The sequence below is a fragment of the Stappia sp. WLB 29 genome, from assembly GCF_023507705.1.
Lineage (GTDB): Bacteria > Pseudomonadota > Alphaproteobacteria > Rhizobiales > Stappiaceae > Stappia.
On record NZ_JALBGD010000003.1, the window covers coordinates 501,782 to 518,880 of the forward strand.

Sequence of the window (17,099 nt, forward strand, 5' to 3'; positions counted from 1 at the left end):
ATGAGCAAGGCAACGGACGGAACCCTCGTCGCGGCTGTCATCCAGATGCGCAGCGGACGGGATGTCGCGGCCAATATCGAGGCGGCGTCGCAGCTGATACGGCAGGCGGCGGCGGACGGCGCGATCTACATCCAGACGCCCGAGATGACCAACCTGCTGGAGCGCAGCCGGGAAGAGCTGTTCGCCAAGATCCGAGCCGAGAGGGAAGACCCGTCCGTGGCCGCCTTCTCGGCGCTGGCCGCCGAGCTCGGCATCGTGTTGCATGTCGGCTCGCTGGCGATCCGCACGGGGGCGGACAAGGCCGCCAATCGCGGCTTTCTGTTCGGCCCTGACGGGGCAACGCTTGCCCGCTACGACAAGATCCACATGTTCGACGTCGATCTGCCCAACGGCGAGAGCTGGCGCGAATCGGCGACCTACCAGCCGGGCGGCGAGGCCCTGGTTGTACCGGCTGCCGGCACGCTGGTCGGGCTCGGCATCTGCTACGACATCCGCTTTCCGGCCCTGTTCCGGGCCCAGGCGGGGGCAGGGGCGCGGGTGCTCACCGCGCCGGCCGCCTTCACCCGACAGACCGGCGAGGCGCATTGGCATGTGCTGCAGCGGGCGCGGGCGATCGAGAACGGCGCTTTCGTCGTTTCGGCCGCGCAAGGAGGCCGCCACGACGACGGGCGCGAGACCTATGGCCACAGCCTTATCGTCGCGCCCTGGGGCGAGGTGATCGCCGAGGTCGACGGCGATGCTCCCGGCTATGCGCTTGCCGTGCTCGATCTCGCAAGGGCCGACGAGGCACGTCGGCGGATCCCCGCCATCGCCAATCAGCGGTCCTTCACAGTGGCCGGGCCGCAGGGCGGCGCAAGCGAAACGGAGGCGGCCGAGTGATCCGCTACGCGCTGACCTGCAAGGCCGGCCACGGGTTCGAAGGCTGGTTCCGGGGGCTCGACGACTTCGACCGCCAAAAGGCGGGCGGGCTGCTGTCCTGCCCGGTATGCGGCGGCAGCGAGGTCGACAAGGCCTTGATGGCGCCGGCGGTGTCCACCTCGCGCCGCAAGGAGGCGCGGGCCGAGACGGTGACGCCCTCCGCGCGGCAGGCGGCAGCGGCCGAAGGGGCAGGGCCTGCGCAGGTGCCGGCGATTGCCGCCCCGCGCTCGCCGGAACAGGCGGCGCTGATCGAAAAGCTCCGGGCCTTGCGGGCAGAACTGACCGCCAATGCCGAGGATGTCGGCACGGCCTTTCCCGAAGAGGCGCGCAAGATCCATTACGGCGAGGCGGAAGCGCGCGGCATCTATGGCGCCGCCTCGCGCGAGGATGTCGGCGAACTGCTGGAGGAGGGCATCGCCGTGATGCCGCTGCCGGTGCTGCCCGAGGACCGGAACTGACGGTCCTTCGCGGCTTTTCTCCCTCTATCCGACGTTTCCAAGAGCGCTCAGCAGCGTGCGGGCCTGATCCGGCCCGTCGCCGGGCAGCGCAGCGTCGATCTCCGCATGGGTTGCACGCCAGACGGGGGCTGCGGCGATCAGCGCCGCGTGGCCCTTGTCGGTAAGGACCAGCAAGCGGCTGCGCCGGTCCTTCGGGTCGGGGCGCGAGGCGACGAGACCGTTGCGCTCCAGCGGCTTCAGCGCTGCGGTCAGCGTTGTCCGGTCCATCGCCAGCAGGCGCGCGACCGGGCCGAGCGAGGGCGGCTCCGGCCGGTTCAACGACATCAGCAACGAAAACTGACCGTTGGTGAGACCGAACGGTTTCAGTGCTTCGTCGAAGCGGCGTGCCAGCGCCCGCGCGGCCCGCTGCGCGTGCAGGCAGAGGCAGGTGTCGCGGACCTCGATGGTGGTCTCGAAGGGAAGCCTGTTTGACATGATCTAAATATGTTGATATCAACTTTTTTGTCAAGCGGATCCGGCCCTTTCGGATGCGCTTGTTCACAGGAACAAATGTAGCCCGCCGGCGGTTCGCCGGAACTTCCCCAAACGAGCAAGAGATCGGGAGATACGGACATGGTTGCAATGGGATATGTCGACGGCTTTGTGGTCGCGGTGCCGGCTGCCAACAAGGACAGCTATCTGAAGCTCGCGGCGACGGCCGCGCCCTTGTTCCGCGAATTCGGCGCCACGCGGGTGGTGGAGTGCTGGGGCGACGATGTGCCGGACGGCAAGGTCACCGACTTCCGCGGAGCCGTGAAGGCGACGGAAGACGAGATCGTCGTGTTCAGCTGGATCGAATATCCGTCCAAGGAAGTCCGCGACGCCGCCGTTCAGAAGATGATGAGCGACCCGCGCATGAAGGAGATGGGCGAGACCATGCCCTTCGACGGCAAGCGGATGATCTTCGGCGGCTTCGCGCCGATCCTGGACGCGTGAACAGTTGGTGCGTGCCGCCCGCATTCGCTTGCGGGCTGGCATGCTCCGGACGGCAGAACGGGGAGGATCCGATGGCAACCGTTATCCAGCATCTTTGGTTCCGGCAGGACATGGCCGGAGCGCTTGAAACCTATGTCCGGCTGATCCCCGGATCGGCGGTCGAGTGGACGTCGGCGCTGCCGGCCGACTCGCCCTCCGGTCCGGCCGGCAGCGTCAAGATCGCCGCCTTCCGGCTCGGCGACCAGCGCTACCGCGCCATCGAGACGGAGGCGCCCTGGAGCTTCAACCATACGTTCTCGGTGATGATGGAATGCGAGGACCAGGCGGAGGTCGACCGCCTGTGGGATGGGCTCTCGGACGGCGGCGAGATCCAGCAATGCGGCTGGCTGCGCGACCGCTGGGGCCTGTATTGGCAGATCACGCCGCGCCGCCTCACGGAACTGATGGACGATCCGGACCCGGCAGTCGCCAAGCGCGTCGCCGAAGCCATGCTTACGATGGTGAAGCTGGACATCGCCGGGCTCGAGGCCGCGGCGGCCGGAAAGTAGAACGCGGCTGACGGGCGCCGGTCAGGCGGTGAGCCAGGTCCGCATCAGGCCGGTGACGGCGTCCGGAACCTCCAGCGTCGGAAGATGCCCGGCGTCGTCCACCAGTTCGAGGCGGGCGCGCGGGATCAGTTCCTGCATCTCGTGCGCAAGATCGGGCGGTGTCAGCCGGTCGCCGGCGCCGACGACGACGGTCGTCGGACAGGCGATGGCGCCGAGAAAGGGACGTGCGTCCGGCCGTGCCATGATGGCGCGCTGCTGCCGGACGAAGGCCTGCGGCCCGGTCGCTGCCGCCATCTGGGTGACGAGCGTGCGCAGCGCGGCGTCTTCCTGCCGATCCTCATGCACGAAGAGCGGAAACAGCGAGGGCGTCACCTGGTCGAACTTGCCGCTCTCGGCCAAAGCGATCAGCCGGCCGCGATTCTCGGTCTGCTGCGCTGTATCGGGGCGTGCGGAGGTGTCCAGCAGCATCAGCCGCGTCACCCGTTCGGGCGCCCGGCGCATGACCTCCATCGCGATGTAGCCACCCATGGAGAGGCCCGCGAGGGCAAAATGCGGCGGCGCCTCGGCCAGCAACCTCGTGGCGATGGCCGCGATGGTCTCGTCCTGGCGGTGATCGGCGACCTGGATCTTGACCCCGTCGCCGGCCAACTCGCCGATCTGCGGCGCGAACAGCGCCTCGGTGCAAAGCAGGCCGGGAACGAGAACGAGAGAGTCCATCGGCTGTGTCCTTGTGCTGCGGCGGATCAGGTCGGCCGCGAGAAGAGCATCATGTAGTTGACGTCGGTGTCGGAGGTTTCCTGCCAGCGGTCGCGCAGAGGATCGAAGGAGACGCCGCAACGCTCCATTTCCCGCAGGCCGGCGGCGGTCAGGGGCTCCAGCAGCTCCTGCGGGCGCACCAGCTTCTCGTAGGTATGGGTGCCGCGGGGCAGCCAGCGCAGGACGACTTCCGCCCCGACGATCGCCAGCGCATAGGCCTTCAGCGTGCGGTTGATCGTCGCGACGAACATCAGACCGCCCGGCTTCACCAGCTGCGCGCAGGCCTCGAGATAGAGCGGCACGTCTGCGACATGCTCGACCACTTCCATGTTGAGAACGACGTCGAACTGCTCGCCCGCCGCCGCCAGCGCCTCCGCCGTGGTGGCGCGGTAGTCGATGGCAAGGTCCGAGCTCGCGGCGTGGATCTTCGCCACCTCGATATTGGTGGAGGAGGCGTCGGCGCCGGTCACATGAGCGCCGAGGCGCGCCATCGGCTCGCTGAGCAGGCCGCCGCCGCAGCCGATGTCGAGCAGACGCAGGCCGGCAAAGGCATCGGGCGCCTTTTCGTCGCGGCCGAAATGGGCGCTGACCTGGCGCTTGATATAGGCAAGGCGCACCGGATTGAACTTGTGCAGCGGGCGGAACTTGCCCGCCGGGTTCCACCATTCGGCGGCCATGGCCGAGAAGCGGGCGACCTCGGCATCGTCGACAGTGGTGCCGGATCCGCCGGCGACGGTTTCTGCGGCGCTCATGCTATTGTCCTTTCGGTTTTCCCCGAAAGGTTTGGTCGAGCGTCGCAGGCTCTTTGTCAAGCGTGGCAGTTGCGGCGGCGGGCCGCAGTCTGTATGGATGTCGCCCGATCCGGCCCGCTGTCCCGGCGGCCGACCTTCACCTTCTCGAAGACGACTCAACACAGCTCATGGCCCGTCTGGTTCTCAAGTTCGGCGGCACGTCCGTCGCAAATCTCGAACGCATCCGCAATGTGGCGCGGCATGTGAAACGGGAGGTCGATGCCGGCCATCAGGTGGCGGTGGTCGTCTCCGCCATGTCGGGCGAGACCAACAAGCTGGTCGGCCTGTGCCGCGAGGCATCGCTGCTGCACGATGCCCGCGAATACGACGCGGTCGTGTCTTCCGGCGAACAGGTGACGAGCGGCCTGCTGGCTATCGTTCTGCAGGATATGGGCGTGGAGGCCCGCTCCTGGCAGGGCTGGCAGATCCCGCTGAAGACGGATGCCCAGCACGGCGCCGCCCGCATCACCGACATCGATGGCGACAAGCTGATCGAGCGGCTTGAAAAGGGCCAGGTCGCCGTGGTCGCCGGCTTTCAGGGCGTTGCCCCCGACAACCGCATCGCGACGCTCGGGCGCGGCGGTTCCGATACGAGCGCGGTGGCGCTGGCCGCGGCGATCCGCGCCGACCGCTGCGACATCTACACGGACGTGGACGGCGTCTACACCACCGATCCGCGCATCGTGCCCCGCGCCCGGCGCCTCGACCGCATCGCCTTCGAGGAAATGCTCGAGATGGCCTCGCTCGGCGCCAAGGTGCTGCAGGTGCGCTCGGTCGAGATGGCCATGGTTCACGGAGTGCGCACCTTCGTGCGCTCCAGCTTCGACGACCCGGATGCGCCGCAGCTCGGCGCGGGCGGCCTGCCGCCGGGCACACTCATCTGCGACGAGGACGAGATCGTGGAACAGCAAGTCGTAACCGGCATCGCCTTCGCGAAAGACGAGGCGCAGATTTCCATCCGCAACGTGGCCGACAAGCCCGGCGTTGCCAGCGCGGTGTTCGGATCGCTGGCCGATGCCAACATCAATGTCGACATGATCGTCCAGAACATTTCGCCGGACGGGCGCACCACCGACATCACCTTCACGGTGCCGGAAAGCGACTATGATCGGGCCTTCGCGGTGCTGCGCGACAAGAAGGACCTGATCGGCTACCAGGCGATCGAGGGCGCGCGCGACGTGGTCAAGGTCTCGGTGATCGGCATGGGCATGCGCTCGCATGCAGGCATCGCCGCGCGCTGCTTCCAGGGCCTTGCCGAGAAGGGAATCAACATCCGCGCCATCACGACGTCGGAGATCAAGATCTCGGTTCTCATCGATTCCGCCTATACCGAGCTTGCGGTGCGGACTCTCCATTCGCTATACGGTCTGGACGGGTAAGCGATCCGCGGCACCTGCCGCCTCGCGACGCGGGCCTTCGGGCCCGCGGGCCCATGACGGTGGTGCGGAAAGGATCTGACGGGTGATGCGGAGCACTCTCGCAGGGCCCCGCGTGCTGTTGCGGCGCCTCCGCGAGGTCATGGCGGAGCCGATCAACGCACAGGAGCGGCTCGACAAGATCGTAGTCCTGATCGCGGCCAACGTGGTGGCCGAGGTCTGCTCGGTCTATATCCTGCGTGCCGATGGCGTCCTCGAGCTCTACGCCACCGAGGGCCTCAACCGCGATGCCGTCCACAAGACCAGCCTGAAGGTCGGCGAAGGCCTTGTCGGCCTCATCGCCGCCGATGCACGCCCGCTCAACCTGCCGAACGCCCAGGCGCATCCCGCCTTCGCCTATCGCCCGGAAACGGGAGAGGAGGCCTACAACTCCTTCCTCGGCGTGCCGATCCTGCGCGCCGGTCGGACGCTCGGCGTGCTCGTCGTCCAGAACCAGTCGCACCGGACCTATTTCGAGGACGAGGTGGAGGCGCTGCAGACCACGGCGATGGTGATCGCCGAGATGGTCGCCGCCGGCGAACTGGAAGCCATCGTCCAGCAGGGCACCAAGCTCGACCTGACCCGGCCGATGCATTTCCAGGGCGTCGCCCTGTCCGACGGCGTCGGCCTCGGCCATGTGGTGCTGCACGAGCCGCGCGTCGTGGTCACCAATCTCATCGCGGAGGATGCGGGCGTCGAACTGGAGCGGCTGGAGCGGGCGATCAACCGGCTGCGGATCTCGCTCGACGATCTGCTGAATTCCGGCGATTTCGCCCAGCACGGCGAGCACCGCGACGTGCTCGAGGCATACCGGATGTTCGCCCATGACCGGGGCTGGATCCGGAAGATCGAGGAAGCGATCAACAACGGCCTCACCGCCGAGGCGGCGGTGGAGAAGGTGCAGTCGGACACGCGCGCGCGCATGCTGCGCCAGACCGACCCCTATCTGCGCGAGCGGCTGCACGATCTCGACGATCTCGCCCATCGCCTGATCCGCGAGCTGATGGGCCGCCAGCACGGGCCGCTGTCGGAGACCCTGCCGCAGGACGCGGTGATCATCGCCCGCAACATGGGCGCGGCGGAGCTGCTGGACTACGGCCGCGACCGGATTCGCGCGATCGCGCTGGAGGAGGGCGGTCCTACCAGCCATGTCACCATCGTCGCGAGGGCGCTCGGCATCGCGGCGGTGGGACTTGCGGACAATCTCGTCAGCCTGGCCGAGGCCGGCGATCCGGTCATCGTCGACGGCGAGAGCGGTCAGGTGCACTTGCGCCCGGCACCCGATATCGAGAATGCCTATGCCGAGAAGGTCCGCTTCCGCGCTCGCCGGCAGGCCCAGTACCGGCGGCTGCGCAACAAGCCCTCGATCAGCCGCGACGGGGTGGACGTCTCGCTGCAGCTGAACGCCGGCCTCCTGGTCGATCTGCCGGCCGTCGCCGAATCGGGCGCGAGCGGCGTCGGCCTGTTCCGCACCGAGCTGCAGTTCATGGTCGCCTCCGCCTTCCCGCGGATGAGCGAGCAGCGCGACTATTATCGCCAGGTGCTGGATGCGGCGGGCGGACGGCCCGTCACCTTCCGCACGCTCGACATCGGCGGCGACAAGGTGCTGCCCTACCTGCGCGCGATCCAGGAGGAGAACCCGGCCATGGGCTGGCGGGCGATCCGTTTCGGCCTCGACCGGCCGGGCATCCTGCGCACCCAGGTCCGCGCCCTGCTGCATGCCGCGGCCGGACGCGACCTGAAGCTGATGTTCCCGATGGTCACCGAAGTCGCCGAATTCCACCAGGCGCGCGGTGTGGTCGAGCGCGAGCTGAAGCACCTGCGCCGCCACGGCTATCCGGTTCCCGAGCGGCTGATGCTCGGGGTGATGGTCGAGGTGCCCTCGCTCCTCTATCAGCTCGACGAGCTGTTCCAGGTGGTGGACTTCGTCTCGGTCGGCTCCAACGACCTGTTCCAGTTCTTCAGCGCGGTCGACCGGGGCAACACCCGGGTCGCCGGCCGCTTCGACACGATGAGCCCGGCCTTCCTGCGGGCACTGAAGCATATCGTCGACAAGGCCAATGCCTATTCCACCCCGGTGACGCTGTGCGGCGAGATCGCCGGCCGGCCGCTGGAGGCGATGGCGCTGGCGGCGCTGGGCTATCGCAGCCTGTCGATGTCGGCATCCGCTCTGGGTCCGGTGAAGGCGATGGTCCGCACGCTCGATGTCGGCCGGCTGGCGGCGCGCCTGCTGCCGCGCCTCGACGAGCCGGCTGCAGCTGCCGATATCCGCGGCTTCCTGCGCGCCTTCTCGTCCGACACGGACGTCGCCTTGTAGCGAGGCTGCGCGCCAAGCCTGCCTTGCCCGCAAGGGCGCCTTTCCCGAATCTTGAGGATCGCAACGCCATGATCCCGGCGGAAAAACTGGATGCGCTGCTGTCGCGCGTCGCCGAACTCGAATACCGGATGAGCCAGAATCCGGACCCGCAGACCTATGTCCGCCTGTCCCGTGACTATGCCGAGCTGGAGCCGTTGGCCGCCCGCATCACGGCCCTGCGCAAGGCGGAGGAGGAACTGGCGGGCGTCGAGGCGATGCTTGAGGACCCGGCCGCCGATGCGGAGATGCGCGAGCTGGCCGAGATCGAGCTCGGCGCCTTGCGCGAGCGCGTCGAGGCGCTGGCGCAGGAGGTGCGCATCGGCTTTCTGCCCAAGGACGTGGCGGACGACCGCAACGTCATCCTGGAAGTACGTGCCGGCACCGGCGGCGACGAGGCTGCGCTCTTTGCCGGCGATCTTTTCCGCATGTACCAGCGCTATGCGCAGATGAAGGGCTGGAAGGTCGAGATCGTCTCGGCGAGCGAGGGCGAGGTCGGCGGCTTCAAGGAAGTGATCGCGTCCGTGACCGGCGACCAGGTCTTCGCCCGACTGAAGTTCGAATCGGGCGTTCACCGGGTCCAGCGCGTGCCGGAAACGGAATCGGGCGGGCGCATCCACACGTCGGCCGCCACGGTGGCGGTGTTGCCGCAGGCGGAGGATGTCGATGTCCAGATCAACGATGCGGACCTGCGCATCGACACCTATCGCGCGTCCGGAGCGGGCGGGCAGCACGTCAACACCACCGATTCGGCCGTGCGCATCACCCATATGCCGACGGGCATCGTGGTCGCGGTGCAGGACGAGCGTTCGCAGCACAAGAACAAGGCCAAGGCCTTGCAGCTGCTGCGGGCCCGCATCTTCGACGAGGAGCGGGCAAGGCTGGCGAACGAGCGGACGGAGGCGCGCCGGCTGCAGGTGGGATCGGGCGACCGGTCCGAGCGCATCCGCACCTACAACTTTCCGCAAGGGCGGGTGACCGACCACCGGATCGGCCTGACGCTCTACAAGCTTCCCGAGGTGATGAGCGGCGAGGCGCTGGACGAGGTGATCGAGCCGCTGGCGCTCGACCATCAGGCGACCCTGCTGGCGGCGGAAGGGCTGTGAGCTCGAACGCACGCGACCGGCGGATCGGGACAGTCTGCCGCGAGGCGCGGGCGCGCCTTGCCGCGGCGGGCGTGGAGACGGCGACGCTGGATGCGCGCCTTCTCGTCGCCGCTGCCGCCGGTGTCGAGCCGGTCGTGCCCCTCACCGATCCCGATCGCGAGGTGACGGAGGCGGCACTGGCCCTGGCGGACAGCCACATCGCCCGCCGGGTGGCGGGCGAGCCGGTCGGCCGGATCCTCGGCTTGCGTGAGTTCTGGGGGATGACATTCGCGCTGTCGCGCGAGGTGCTGGAGCCGCGCCCCGACACCGAGCGCCTGGTGGAGGCTGTCCTCGACTGGTGCGACGAGAGGAAGGGGCGCGAGCATCCCTATCGCTTTGCGGACCTCGGCACCGGGAGCGGGGCCATCGCCATCGCCCTGCTCAGCGAGTTGCCGAGTGCGGTTGCCGTTGCCACGGACATGGCGCCGGGCGCCCTGCTGACGGCCCGCGACAACGCCGTCCGGAACGGAGTCGGCGACAGGTTCCTGCCCTGCCTTGGCGATTTCGCCTCGATGCTGGCACCGGGCATGGATTTCCTTGTCTCGAATCCGCCCTATATTTCCCTTACGGAAGAAGCACAGCTCTCCCGGGAGGTGAGGGAGCACGATCCCCGCGCCGCCCTGTTTGCCGGCGAAGATGGCCTGGATGCCTATCGGATGATCCTGCCTCAGGCGAAGACGTTGCTTGCCCGATTCGCACCGCTGTTTCTCGAGATCGGCGCATCGCAGGCGATTGCCGTGTCCCAGCTGGCCAAAACTGCCGGTCTTGAGGATGTTCAGGTATTTCAAGATCTTGCCGGACAGGATCGGGTTGTGCGCGCGGCGTGTGTTGCAAAATAGCGGCAGATATGGCGCTTGTGAAAAAGACGCTTGGAAAACCGGGCGGAAAGGGCTAGGTTCACCTCGCCGAGACCCGACGGGGGTGGCGTTCGAAGCCACGGGTAGGCAGTACGATAGTTTTCGTTCCGGCCAGATCTCGCATCGCACGACGGAACTAACCGTCGGCAAAGATGCCCGGTGGACCTGATGGTCCCGGGGTTGCTCGGCATCGGTCTGTTCAAGATGAACCCTTAAAATCCAGCGGGAATGAACGACGGCTGTCGTCTCGCGTCCCGCCGACGAAGGTCTGTCTTGATCGGCCCACGCAACACAGGCCTTGTGCAGTTGCGTTTCATGGCGCCGGTCCCGATGGTGGACCGGACTCCTGACCGGATTTGCCGGTCGCCGTTCTTGAGAGTTAACGGCAGAATGAGACCAGGAAATCAGAGCAACAACAAGCGCATCCGCGGTCGTGGTGGCCGCAAGGGACCGAATCCGCTGTCGCGGACCTATGAGTCCAACGGTCCCGATGTGAAGATCCGCGGGACCGCGCACCATGTCGCCGAGAAGTACCAGCAGCTGGCGCGTGACGCCGCCGCTGCCGGCGACCGCGTGATGTCCGAGAATTATCTCCAGCACGCCGAGCATTACCTGCGCATCATCGCCGCAGCCCAGCAGAGCATGCATCAGCCGGTGGTCCTGCCGCGCGGCGATGAGGCCGAGGACGAGGCCGACGAGCTCGAGGAGCGCAACGAGCGGGCAGAGCGCAACGACCGCAGCGAGCGGAGCGACCGCGGTGAGCGCAACGACCGCAGCGAGCGGAACGAGCGCCGTGACCGCGACCGGGATCGCGAGACCGGAGTCTCTTCGGGCAAGCCGGTGATGCCGGTGGACGCGCCGCAACCCTTCGTCGACGACATTCCGGTGATCAACACCAAGTCGCTGCCCGGCGAGAGTTCCGACACCGACACCGGCGACGAGGCCGGTGAGGATGGCGACGACCGCAGCCGGCGCCGCGTGCGCGGTGCCCGCGGACGCGGCCTGCGCCGCAGTCGCTCCGCCCAGGGCGAGGGCGATGGTTCGGACGAGGCGGCGAAAAGCAGTGCCGAGCCTGCCGCCGAGGCGGAGGTCCCGGCTGAAGCGACCGAAGAAAAGAAGCCGCGGGCCCGGCGCGCCCCGCGCAGCCGCAAGCCGGCGGAAGCCGAGGCCGCTGCGAGCGAGGCGTGATCCGTCTCCGGCACGGCAGGGATGCCAGCCGCAGGGTTTGAAAAAAGGGCTGCAGCCGTACGCTGCGGCCCTTTTGCGTTGCCGCACCGCTATCCGCACTCTCCCCCTCTTTTGTGCTCGAAATGCAACACTATATGCTGGGTACGGTCCGTGAGGGGCCGTGCGGATGCCGTGACGGGTCCGCATTCCGAAAAGGCTGCTTCGCTGCGGGGGGCGGCCGGATCTGGAGGTCATGATGGATTTCGAGAAATACACCGAGCGGGCGAGGGGCTTCGTCCAGTCGGCGCAGACCCAGGCGCTGGGACAGTCCCATCAGCAGTTCACGCCCGAACATCTTCTGAAGGTTTTGCTGGACGATCCCGAAGGGCTCGCGGCCGGTCTGATCGACCGGGCGGGCGGGCGTTCGCGCGATGTTCTGGCAGCCGTCGAAAGGGCTCTCTCCGGTCTCCCGAAAGTCTCGGGCGGCGGCGGTCAGCTGTATCTGGCGCCGGCGCTGGCACAGGTGTTCGACCAGGCCGAGAAGCTCGCCGATAAGGCGGGCGATTCCTATGTCACCGTCGAGCGGCTGCTCGTCGCACTGGCGATCGTCAAGGACAGTGCTGCCGGCAAGGCGCTGGCCGATGGCGGCGTGACGGCGGTGCGGCTCAACGAGGCGATCAACGACCTGCGCAAGGGCCGCAAGGCCGACAGCGCCTCGGCCGAGGGGCAGTACGACGCGCTGAAGAAGTATGCGCGCGACCTGACGCAGGTCGCCCGGGACGGCAAGCTCGACCCGGTGATCGGCCGCGACGACGAGATTCGGCGGACCATGCAGGTGCTGTCGCGCCGCACCAAGAACAACCCGGTGCTGATCGGCGACCCGGGCGTCGGCAAGACCGCCATCGCCGAAGGGCTGGCGCTGCGCATCGTCAATGGCGACGTGCCGGAGAGCCTGAAGGACAAGAAGCTTCTTGCGCTCGACATGGGGTCGCTGATCGCCGGCGCGAAATATCGCGGCGAGTTCGAGGAGCGGCTGAAGGCCGTGCTGTCCGAGGTTCAGTCGGCGGCCGGCGGCATCATCCTGTTCATCGACGAGATGCACACGCTGGTGGGCGCGGGCAAGGCCGACGGCGCCATGGACGCCTCCAATCTTCTGAAGCCGGCGCTTGCGCGCGGCGAGCTGCACTGCGTCGGCGCCACGACCCTCGACGAATATCGCAAGTATGTGGAGAAGGACGCAGCTCTTGCCCGGCGCTTCCAGCCGGTCTTCGTCGACGAGCCGACGGTGGAGGACACGATCTCCATCCTGCGCGGCATCAAGGAGAAGTACGAACTGCACCACGGGGTGCGAATCACCGATTCGGCCGTGGTATCGGCCGCAACCCTGTCCAACCGCTACATCACCGACCGGTTCCTGCCGGACAAGGCGATCGACCTCATCGACGAGGCGGCGAGCCGCCTGCGCATGCAGGTCGACAGCAAGCCGGAGGAACTGGACGAACTCGACCGGCGGATCATCCAGCTGAAGATCGAGCGCGAGGCGCTGAAGAAGGAGACCGATCCGGCGGCGCGCGACCGGCTGGACAAGCTGGAAGGCGAGCTCGCGGACCTGGAAGAGGAGTCCGACGCGCTCACCACCCGCTGGCAGGGCGAGAAGGAGAAGCTGTCGTCCGAGCAGAAGCTGAAGGAGCAGCTGGAGCAGGCACGCATCGACCTGGAGAAGGCGCAGCGCAAGGGCGACCTGGCCAAGGCGGGCGAGCTTGCCTATGGCGTCATTCCCGGGCTCGAGCGGGCGCTGGCCGAGGTCGAGGCCCGGGGCGGTGCCGACGGGGCGATGGTCGAAGAGGCCGTGACCACGGACCATGTGGCCCACGTCGTCTCCCGCTGGACCGGCATCCCGGTCGACAAGATGCTGGAAGGCGAGCGCGACAAGCTGCTGCGGATGGAAGACGAGCTGGCACGGCGCGTCATCGGCCAGCAGGAAGCGGTGCATGCGGTGTCCACCGCGGTCCGCCGTGCGCGCGCCGGCCTGCAGGACCCGAACCGGCCAATCGGCTCGTTTCTGTTCCTCGGGCCGACAGGCGTCGGCAAGACCGAGCTGACCAAGGCGCTGGCCGAGTTCCTGTTCGACGACGAGACGGCGATGGTCCGGCTCGACATGTCGGAATACATGGAGAAACACTCGGTTTCCCGGCTGATCGGCGCACCTCCCGGCTATGTCGGCTATGAGGAGGGCGGCGCGCTGACCGAGGCGGTGCGGCGGCGGCCCTATCAGGTCGTGTTGTTCGACGAGATCGAGAAAGCCCATGGCGACGTGTTCAACGTGCTGCTGCAGGTGCTCGACGACGGGCGGCTGACCGATGGTCAGGGCCGGACGGTGGACTTCCGCAACACGCTGATCGTCCTGACCTCGAACCTGGGTGCCGAATATCTGGTGGCCCAGCCGGAGGGCGAGGATTCCTCGGCGGTGCGGGACCAGGTGATGGCCGTGGTGCGCTCGTCGTTCCGCCCGGAATTCCTCAACCGGCTGGACGACCAGATCCTGTTCCATCGCCTGCAGCGCTCGCAGATGGCGGCGATCGTCGACATCCAGCTCAAGCGGCTGGAAAAGCTGCTGGCCGACCGCAAGATCGCCCTGCGTCTGGATGCCAGCGCCCGCGACTGGCTGGCCGAGAAGGGGTACGACCCCGCCTATGGCGCAAGGCCGCTGAAGCGGGTGATCCAGCGCGAGGTGCAGGACCCGCTTGCCGAGATGATCCTGGGCGGGCGCGTTTCCGACGGTCAGACGGTCGAGGCGAGTGCAGGCTCCGACCGCCTTCTGTTCGAGGTGGCTGGTTCGGAAAGCGCCGCGGCCTGACCGGTCGCCCAAGGCGGAAAACAAAAGGCCCGGGCAGCGATGCCCGGGCCTTTTTGCTTTTTCTTGCCCGGACTGAGGCCGGGCGGTGCCGTGCCTCAGTTGATGGCGGCGGCGGAGGCCGACGCGATCCGCGAAGGACCGGCCGCACGCTCGACCAAGGCATCGATGCGCTCGCGCTCCCGGTGGAACGCTGCCAGCAAGTCGCCTTCCAGCACCCGGCCGCGCGGCAGGCGGATCCGCATCGGGTTCACGAAGCGGCCGTTCACCTTGACCTCGTAGTGCAGGTGCGGGCCGGTCGACAGGCCGGTGGAGCCGACATAGCCTATCACCTGGCCCTGGCGGACCTTGACGCCTTCGCGAATGCCGTCGGCGAAGCTGGTCTGGTGGCTGTAGGTGGTCTCGTAGCCGTTGGCGTGCTGGATCTCGATGCGCTGGCCATAGCCGGAGACCCACCGCGCCTTGGTCACGACGCCGTTGCCCGCAGCCATGATCGGCGTACCGCGCTGGGCCGACCAGTCGACGCCGCTGTGCAGCCGCATTACGCCGACGATCGGATGACGGCGCATGCCGAAGCCGGAGCGGTACTGGCCGCCCGACAGCGGCTTGCGCATCAGGAACTTCTTCGCGCTCTTGCCGGTCTCGTCATAGAAGTCGACGAGGCCGTCGTCGGGCGTGCGGAAGCGGTAGAAGCGGCGTGCCGTGCTGCGGGTGGTCAGCGCCGTATAGAGAATCTCGGCCGGTACGTTGTCGCTGTCCTGCTCGAGGCCGTAGAAGACCTCGAAGGAATCGCCCGGCTTGACCCGCGACTTGAAATCGACGTCGAAGGAGAAGATGCGCACCAGGTCGGAGATCATCTCCGGCTGCATCTCCTGTTCCAGGGCCGTCTGGTAGAGACTGTCGTAGATCGTCGGGGTGGTGCCGGCATAGCCGACGCGGTCGGCCTCGGCAAAGGCATCTGCCAGGAACGTATCGGGTGCCTGGGCGGCGACGAACTCGCCGGTGTCGGAGCGGGCGATGGTGGCGCGGTGCTCGGTATCGGCATAGAGGCTGACGCGCTGCGGCTGCAGGCGGCCGGTCTCGTCCGGGCTCGGGGCGAGCGCGATGCGCAGCCGCTGGCCGGTGTCGAGCTTTTCGATGCCGAATTCGCGGACGAAGGCGTCGACGATGCTGGCCGCCTCTTCCTCCGTGGCGTAATTCGCCATCAACTCTTCCTGGAAGCTCTCTTCGCCCGTCACCGGTACGATCTTCTCTTCCATGCCGGCATAGATGTCGGACGCTTCGCTTTTGGAGACGAAGGAGACGTTCTCGGGGGTGATCCGCACGCTGAGGCGCGACAATTCCGGCTGCTGGGCGAGGTTGAAGTCGAAGCGGCCGGGATCGATGACCGGGCCGCTGGCCTCGCTGACCGAATTGCCGGACAGGAAGTGTGCCGACTGTCGCACGAACTGTTCGATCTCCATCTCCTCGTAGCCGCCATCGGAGGTGGCGAGCGGATTGTCGACCGGGAAGTCCCGCGTGCTGATCGTCACTTCGCCCTCGACGCGGGCATCGTAAACGGCGTCGGTGACGGCGCGGGCCGGGATGACGTTGGCATCGGAGAAGAGCTGCAGCGGATTGAAGGGAGGAATTTCCTCCGAGGCTTCGCGCGAGGCGCGGGTGGCCAGGGTGGCGGTCACCAGAGCGTAGGGTCGCAGCTTGATGTGGTCCCGCCCGTCGATGCGGTTGAGGGTCGAGACCGGAATGACGTGGCGGTTGGAGTATTGCGCGGCGGCGCGGATGACGCGGTCGCCCTTGGTCGATCCGTTGCCGCCGACCACCCGGGAGGTCGTTGCCTCGGGCTGGTCGCCGCGCGAGGGGGCGGCCGAGACCTGGTACTGCCCGTCGAGCGCGGCGAAGAGCGCGCCGCCCATCAGGGTCACCGAGGTGAGGCCGGTCAGGACCGAGCCGGTCAGCCAACGCAGGCTGACCCTGCGACGGTCCGGAAGCTGATCGCGTTCGTCATGGACCATGAGGGGCGGTTCATCGCCAAGGTCCAGAGAGTTGCGGTGTGTCGCGCCGAGATGCATTCCGTCCTTCTCGTCGTGCTCGTCGGCCGCCGCCATCGCTCTTCGGCGCGGCAACTGCCATGATCTTCCTGCGGACCCGTGGGGCCCGTCCCTGCGTCCGGCAACCATGCGCCTGCCCCGGCGCCTGGTGCGATGCCTGTCCTGGTGGCCGGCGGGACAGCACCCGCAAACAGCCCGAACCTTTCAAAAGAATCCGCGCCTGGACATGTGCGGCGACCGGCTCTTCCCGCATCTGCGAGAGCGGTGCCGCGCCCGATATCCCGTTACGGCGCAGGCGGCATCATAGGAACCCCGAAGGACAAGAGCAATCTGGCGTATTTGTGACATGCCCTGCCACAATTGCCGAGGGGTGTCGCATTCGGCACCGGGATGCCGGCAGCAGCCGGTCGGCCCGCTGGGGCGGCCACGCAAAGATATCGGACGCCTGTGCTTGGATGTCTGCGCTGGGGCGACGGCGAGGGCTCCTGCCCGCGCGTACATGCGCGTGCTTATGGATGCTCGCTGAACGATTGCGGAGTGCGAACCGGGAGACGGCGACAAAGCCTCTGTGCGCCGACGTCCCGACCTGCACGGCCGCAAGCGGGCGGGCCGGCGGAGAAGGCCTTGTGGGCAGATGGATGCCGGTGCGATGCGGCCGTGGCGTCGTCCTTGCCCCTGGCTGGGGCGGCCGCGCGCGGGCAATGGCCGGAAAAAGCCACTAGATGACGCCCACGGTGACTGCTCGGTGCGACGTTGGGATGACGTTGTTGGGCGGGGATCTTTTGATGGGGTGTTTTGGAGGGGGTTTGGGCGT

Annotated in this window: 14 protein-coding genes; 10 read left to right on the top strand and 4 right to left on the bottom strand. The window is 67.5% G+C overall.

Annotation, left to right across the window (positions count from 1 at the left end; genetic code table 11):
- Positions 1–879 carry a carbon-nitrogen hydrolase family protein gene (locus MNI96_RS08680; protein WP_249692157.1) on the top strand — a complete coding sequence of 293 codons (879 nt, stop codon included), beginning with the start codon at positions 1–3 and terminating at the stop codon, positions 877–879.
- Entirely contained in the window at positions 876–1,376 is a 501-nt protein-coding gene (locus tag MNI96_RS08685; RefSeq protein ID WP_249692159.1) for a DUF1178 family protein, read from the top strand. The genes MNI96_RS08680 and MNI96_RS08685 overlap by 4 nt, the downstream gene beginning before the upstream one ends.
- Before the next feature lie 24 nt (positions 1,377–1,400).
- On the opposite strand, the gene MNI96_RS08690 is transcribed toward MNI96_RS08685, so the two are convergent.
- Positions 1,401–1,850, bottom strand: coding sequence for a MarR family winged helix-turn-helix transcriptional regulator (locus MNI96_RS08690; RefSeq protein WP_249692161.1), 450 nt, complete (start codon positions 1,848–1,850; stop codon positions 1,401–1,403).
- A 147-nt stretch (positions 1,851–1,997) separates the two neighbouring features.
- Between MNI96_RS08690 and MNI96_RS08695 the strand changes: the two genes are divergently transcribed.
- Together MNI96_RS08695 and MNI96_RS08700 are read left to right on the top strand one after the other, a co-directional pair.
- A complete protein-coding gene (locus MNI96_RS08695) occupies positions 1,998–2,351 on the top strand; it encodes a DUF1428 domain-containing protein (protein WP_249692239.1) in 354 nt (117 codons plus the stop codon).
- Between the two features lie 71 nt (positions 2,352–2,422).
- Entirely contained in the window at positions 2,423–2,899 is a 477-nt protein-coding gene (locus tag MNI96_RS08700; protein ID WP_249692163.1) for a VOC family protein, read from the top strand.
- Positions 2,900–2,920: 21 nt separating this feature from the next.
- Here MNI96_RS08700 and MNI96_RS08705 read toward each other — a convergent pair whose 3' ends face one another.
- Together MNI96_RS08705 and ubiG are read right to left on the bottom strand one after the other, a co-directional pair.
- The gene (locus tag MNI96_RS08705) at positions 2,921–3,616 is read right to left on the bottom strand and encodes an alpha/beta fold hydrolase (RefSeq protein WP_249692165.1); all 696 of its coding nucleotides are present in this window, start codon (positions 3,614–3,616) and stop codon (positions 2,921–2,923) included.
- 26 nt (positions 3,617–3,642) lie between these two features.
- Entirely contained in the window at positions 3,643–4,407 is a 765-nt protein-coding gene (gene ubiG / locus MNI96_RS08710) for a bifunctional 2-polyprenyl-6-hydroxyphenol methylase/3-demethylubiquinol 3-O-methyltransferase UbiG (RefSeq protein WP_249692167.1), read from the bottom strand.
- A 167-nt stretch (positions 4,408–4,574) separates the two neighbouring features.
- Between ubiG and MNI96_RS08715 the strand changes: the two genes are divergently transcribed.
- From MNI96_RS08715 to clpB, 6 genes are all read left to right on the top strand, one after another.
- Complete coding sequence (locus MNI96_RS08715) at positions 4,575–5,825, top strand: aspartate kinase (protein ID WP_249692169.1); 1,251 nt, start codon at positions 4,575–4,577, stop codon at positions 5,823–5,825.
- 85 nt (positions 5,826–5,910) lie between these two features.
- Entirely contained in the window at positions 5,911–8,178 is a 2,268-nt protein-coding gene (ptsP, locus tag MNI96_RS08720) for a phosphoenolpyruvate--protein phosphotransferase (RefSeq protein ID WP_249692171.1), read from the top strand.
- A 68-nt stretch (positions 8,179–8,246) separates the two neighbouring features.
- Positions 8,247–9,320, top strand: coding sequence for a peptide chain release factor 1 (prfA, locus tag MNI96_RS08725; RefSeq protein WP_249692173.1), 1,074 nt, complete (start codon positions 8,247–8,249; stop codon positions 9,318–9,320).
- The gene (gene prmC, locus MNI96_RS08730; protein WP_349629142.1) at positions 9,317–10,198 is read left to right on the top strand and encodes a peptide chain release factor N(5)-glutamine methyltransferase; all 882 of its coding nucleotides are present in this window, start codon (positions 9,317–9,319) and stop codon (positions 10,196–10,198) included. The genes prfA and prmC overlap by 4 nt, the downstream gene beginning before the upstream one ends.
- A 408-nt stretch (positions 10,199–10,606) precedes the next feature.
- Positions 10,607–11,404: a DUF4167 domain-containing protein gene (locus MNI96_RS08735; protein WP_249692177.1), complete on the top strand. Its 798-nt coding sequence runs from the start codon at positions 10,607–10,609 to the stop codon at positions 11,402–11,404.
- A 235-nt stretch (positions 11,405–11,639) separates the two neighbouring features.
- The gene (gene clpB, locus MNI96_RS08740) at positions 11,640–14,240 is read left to right on the top strand and encodes an ATP-dependent chaperone ClpB (protein ID WP_249692179.1); all 2,601 of its coding nucleotides are present in this window, start codon (positions 11,640–11,642) and stop codon (positions 14,238–14,240) included.
- 95 nt (positions 14,241–14,335) lie between these two features.
- On the opposite strand, the gene MNI96_RS08745 is transcribed toward clpB, so the two are convergent.
- The gene (locus tag MNI96_RS08745; RefSeq protein WP_249692181.1) at positions 14,336–16,360 is read right to left on the bottom strand and encodes a M23 family metallopeptidase; all 2,025 of its coding nucleotides are present in this window, start codon (positions 16,358–16,360) and stop codon (positions 14,336–14,338) included.
- Positions 16,361–17,099: the final 739 nt, after the last annotated feature.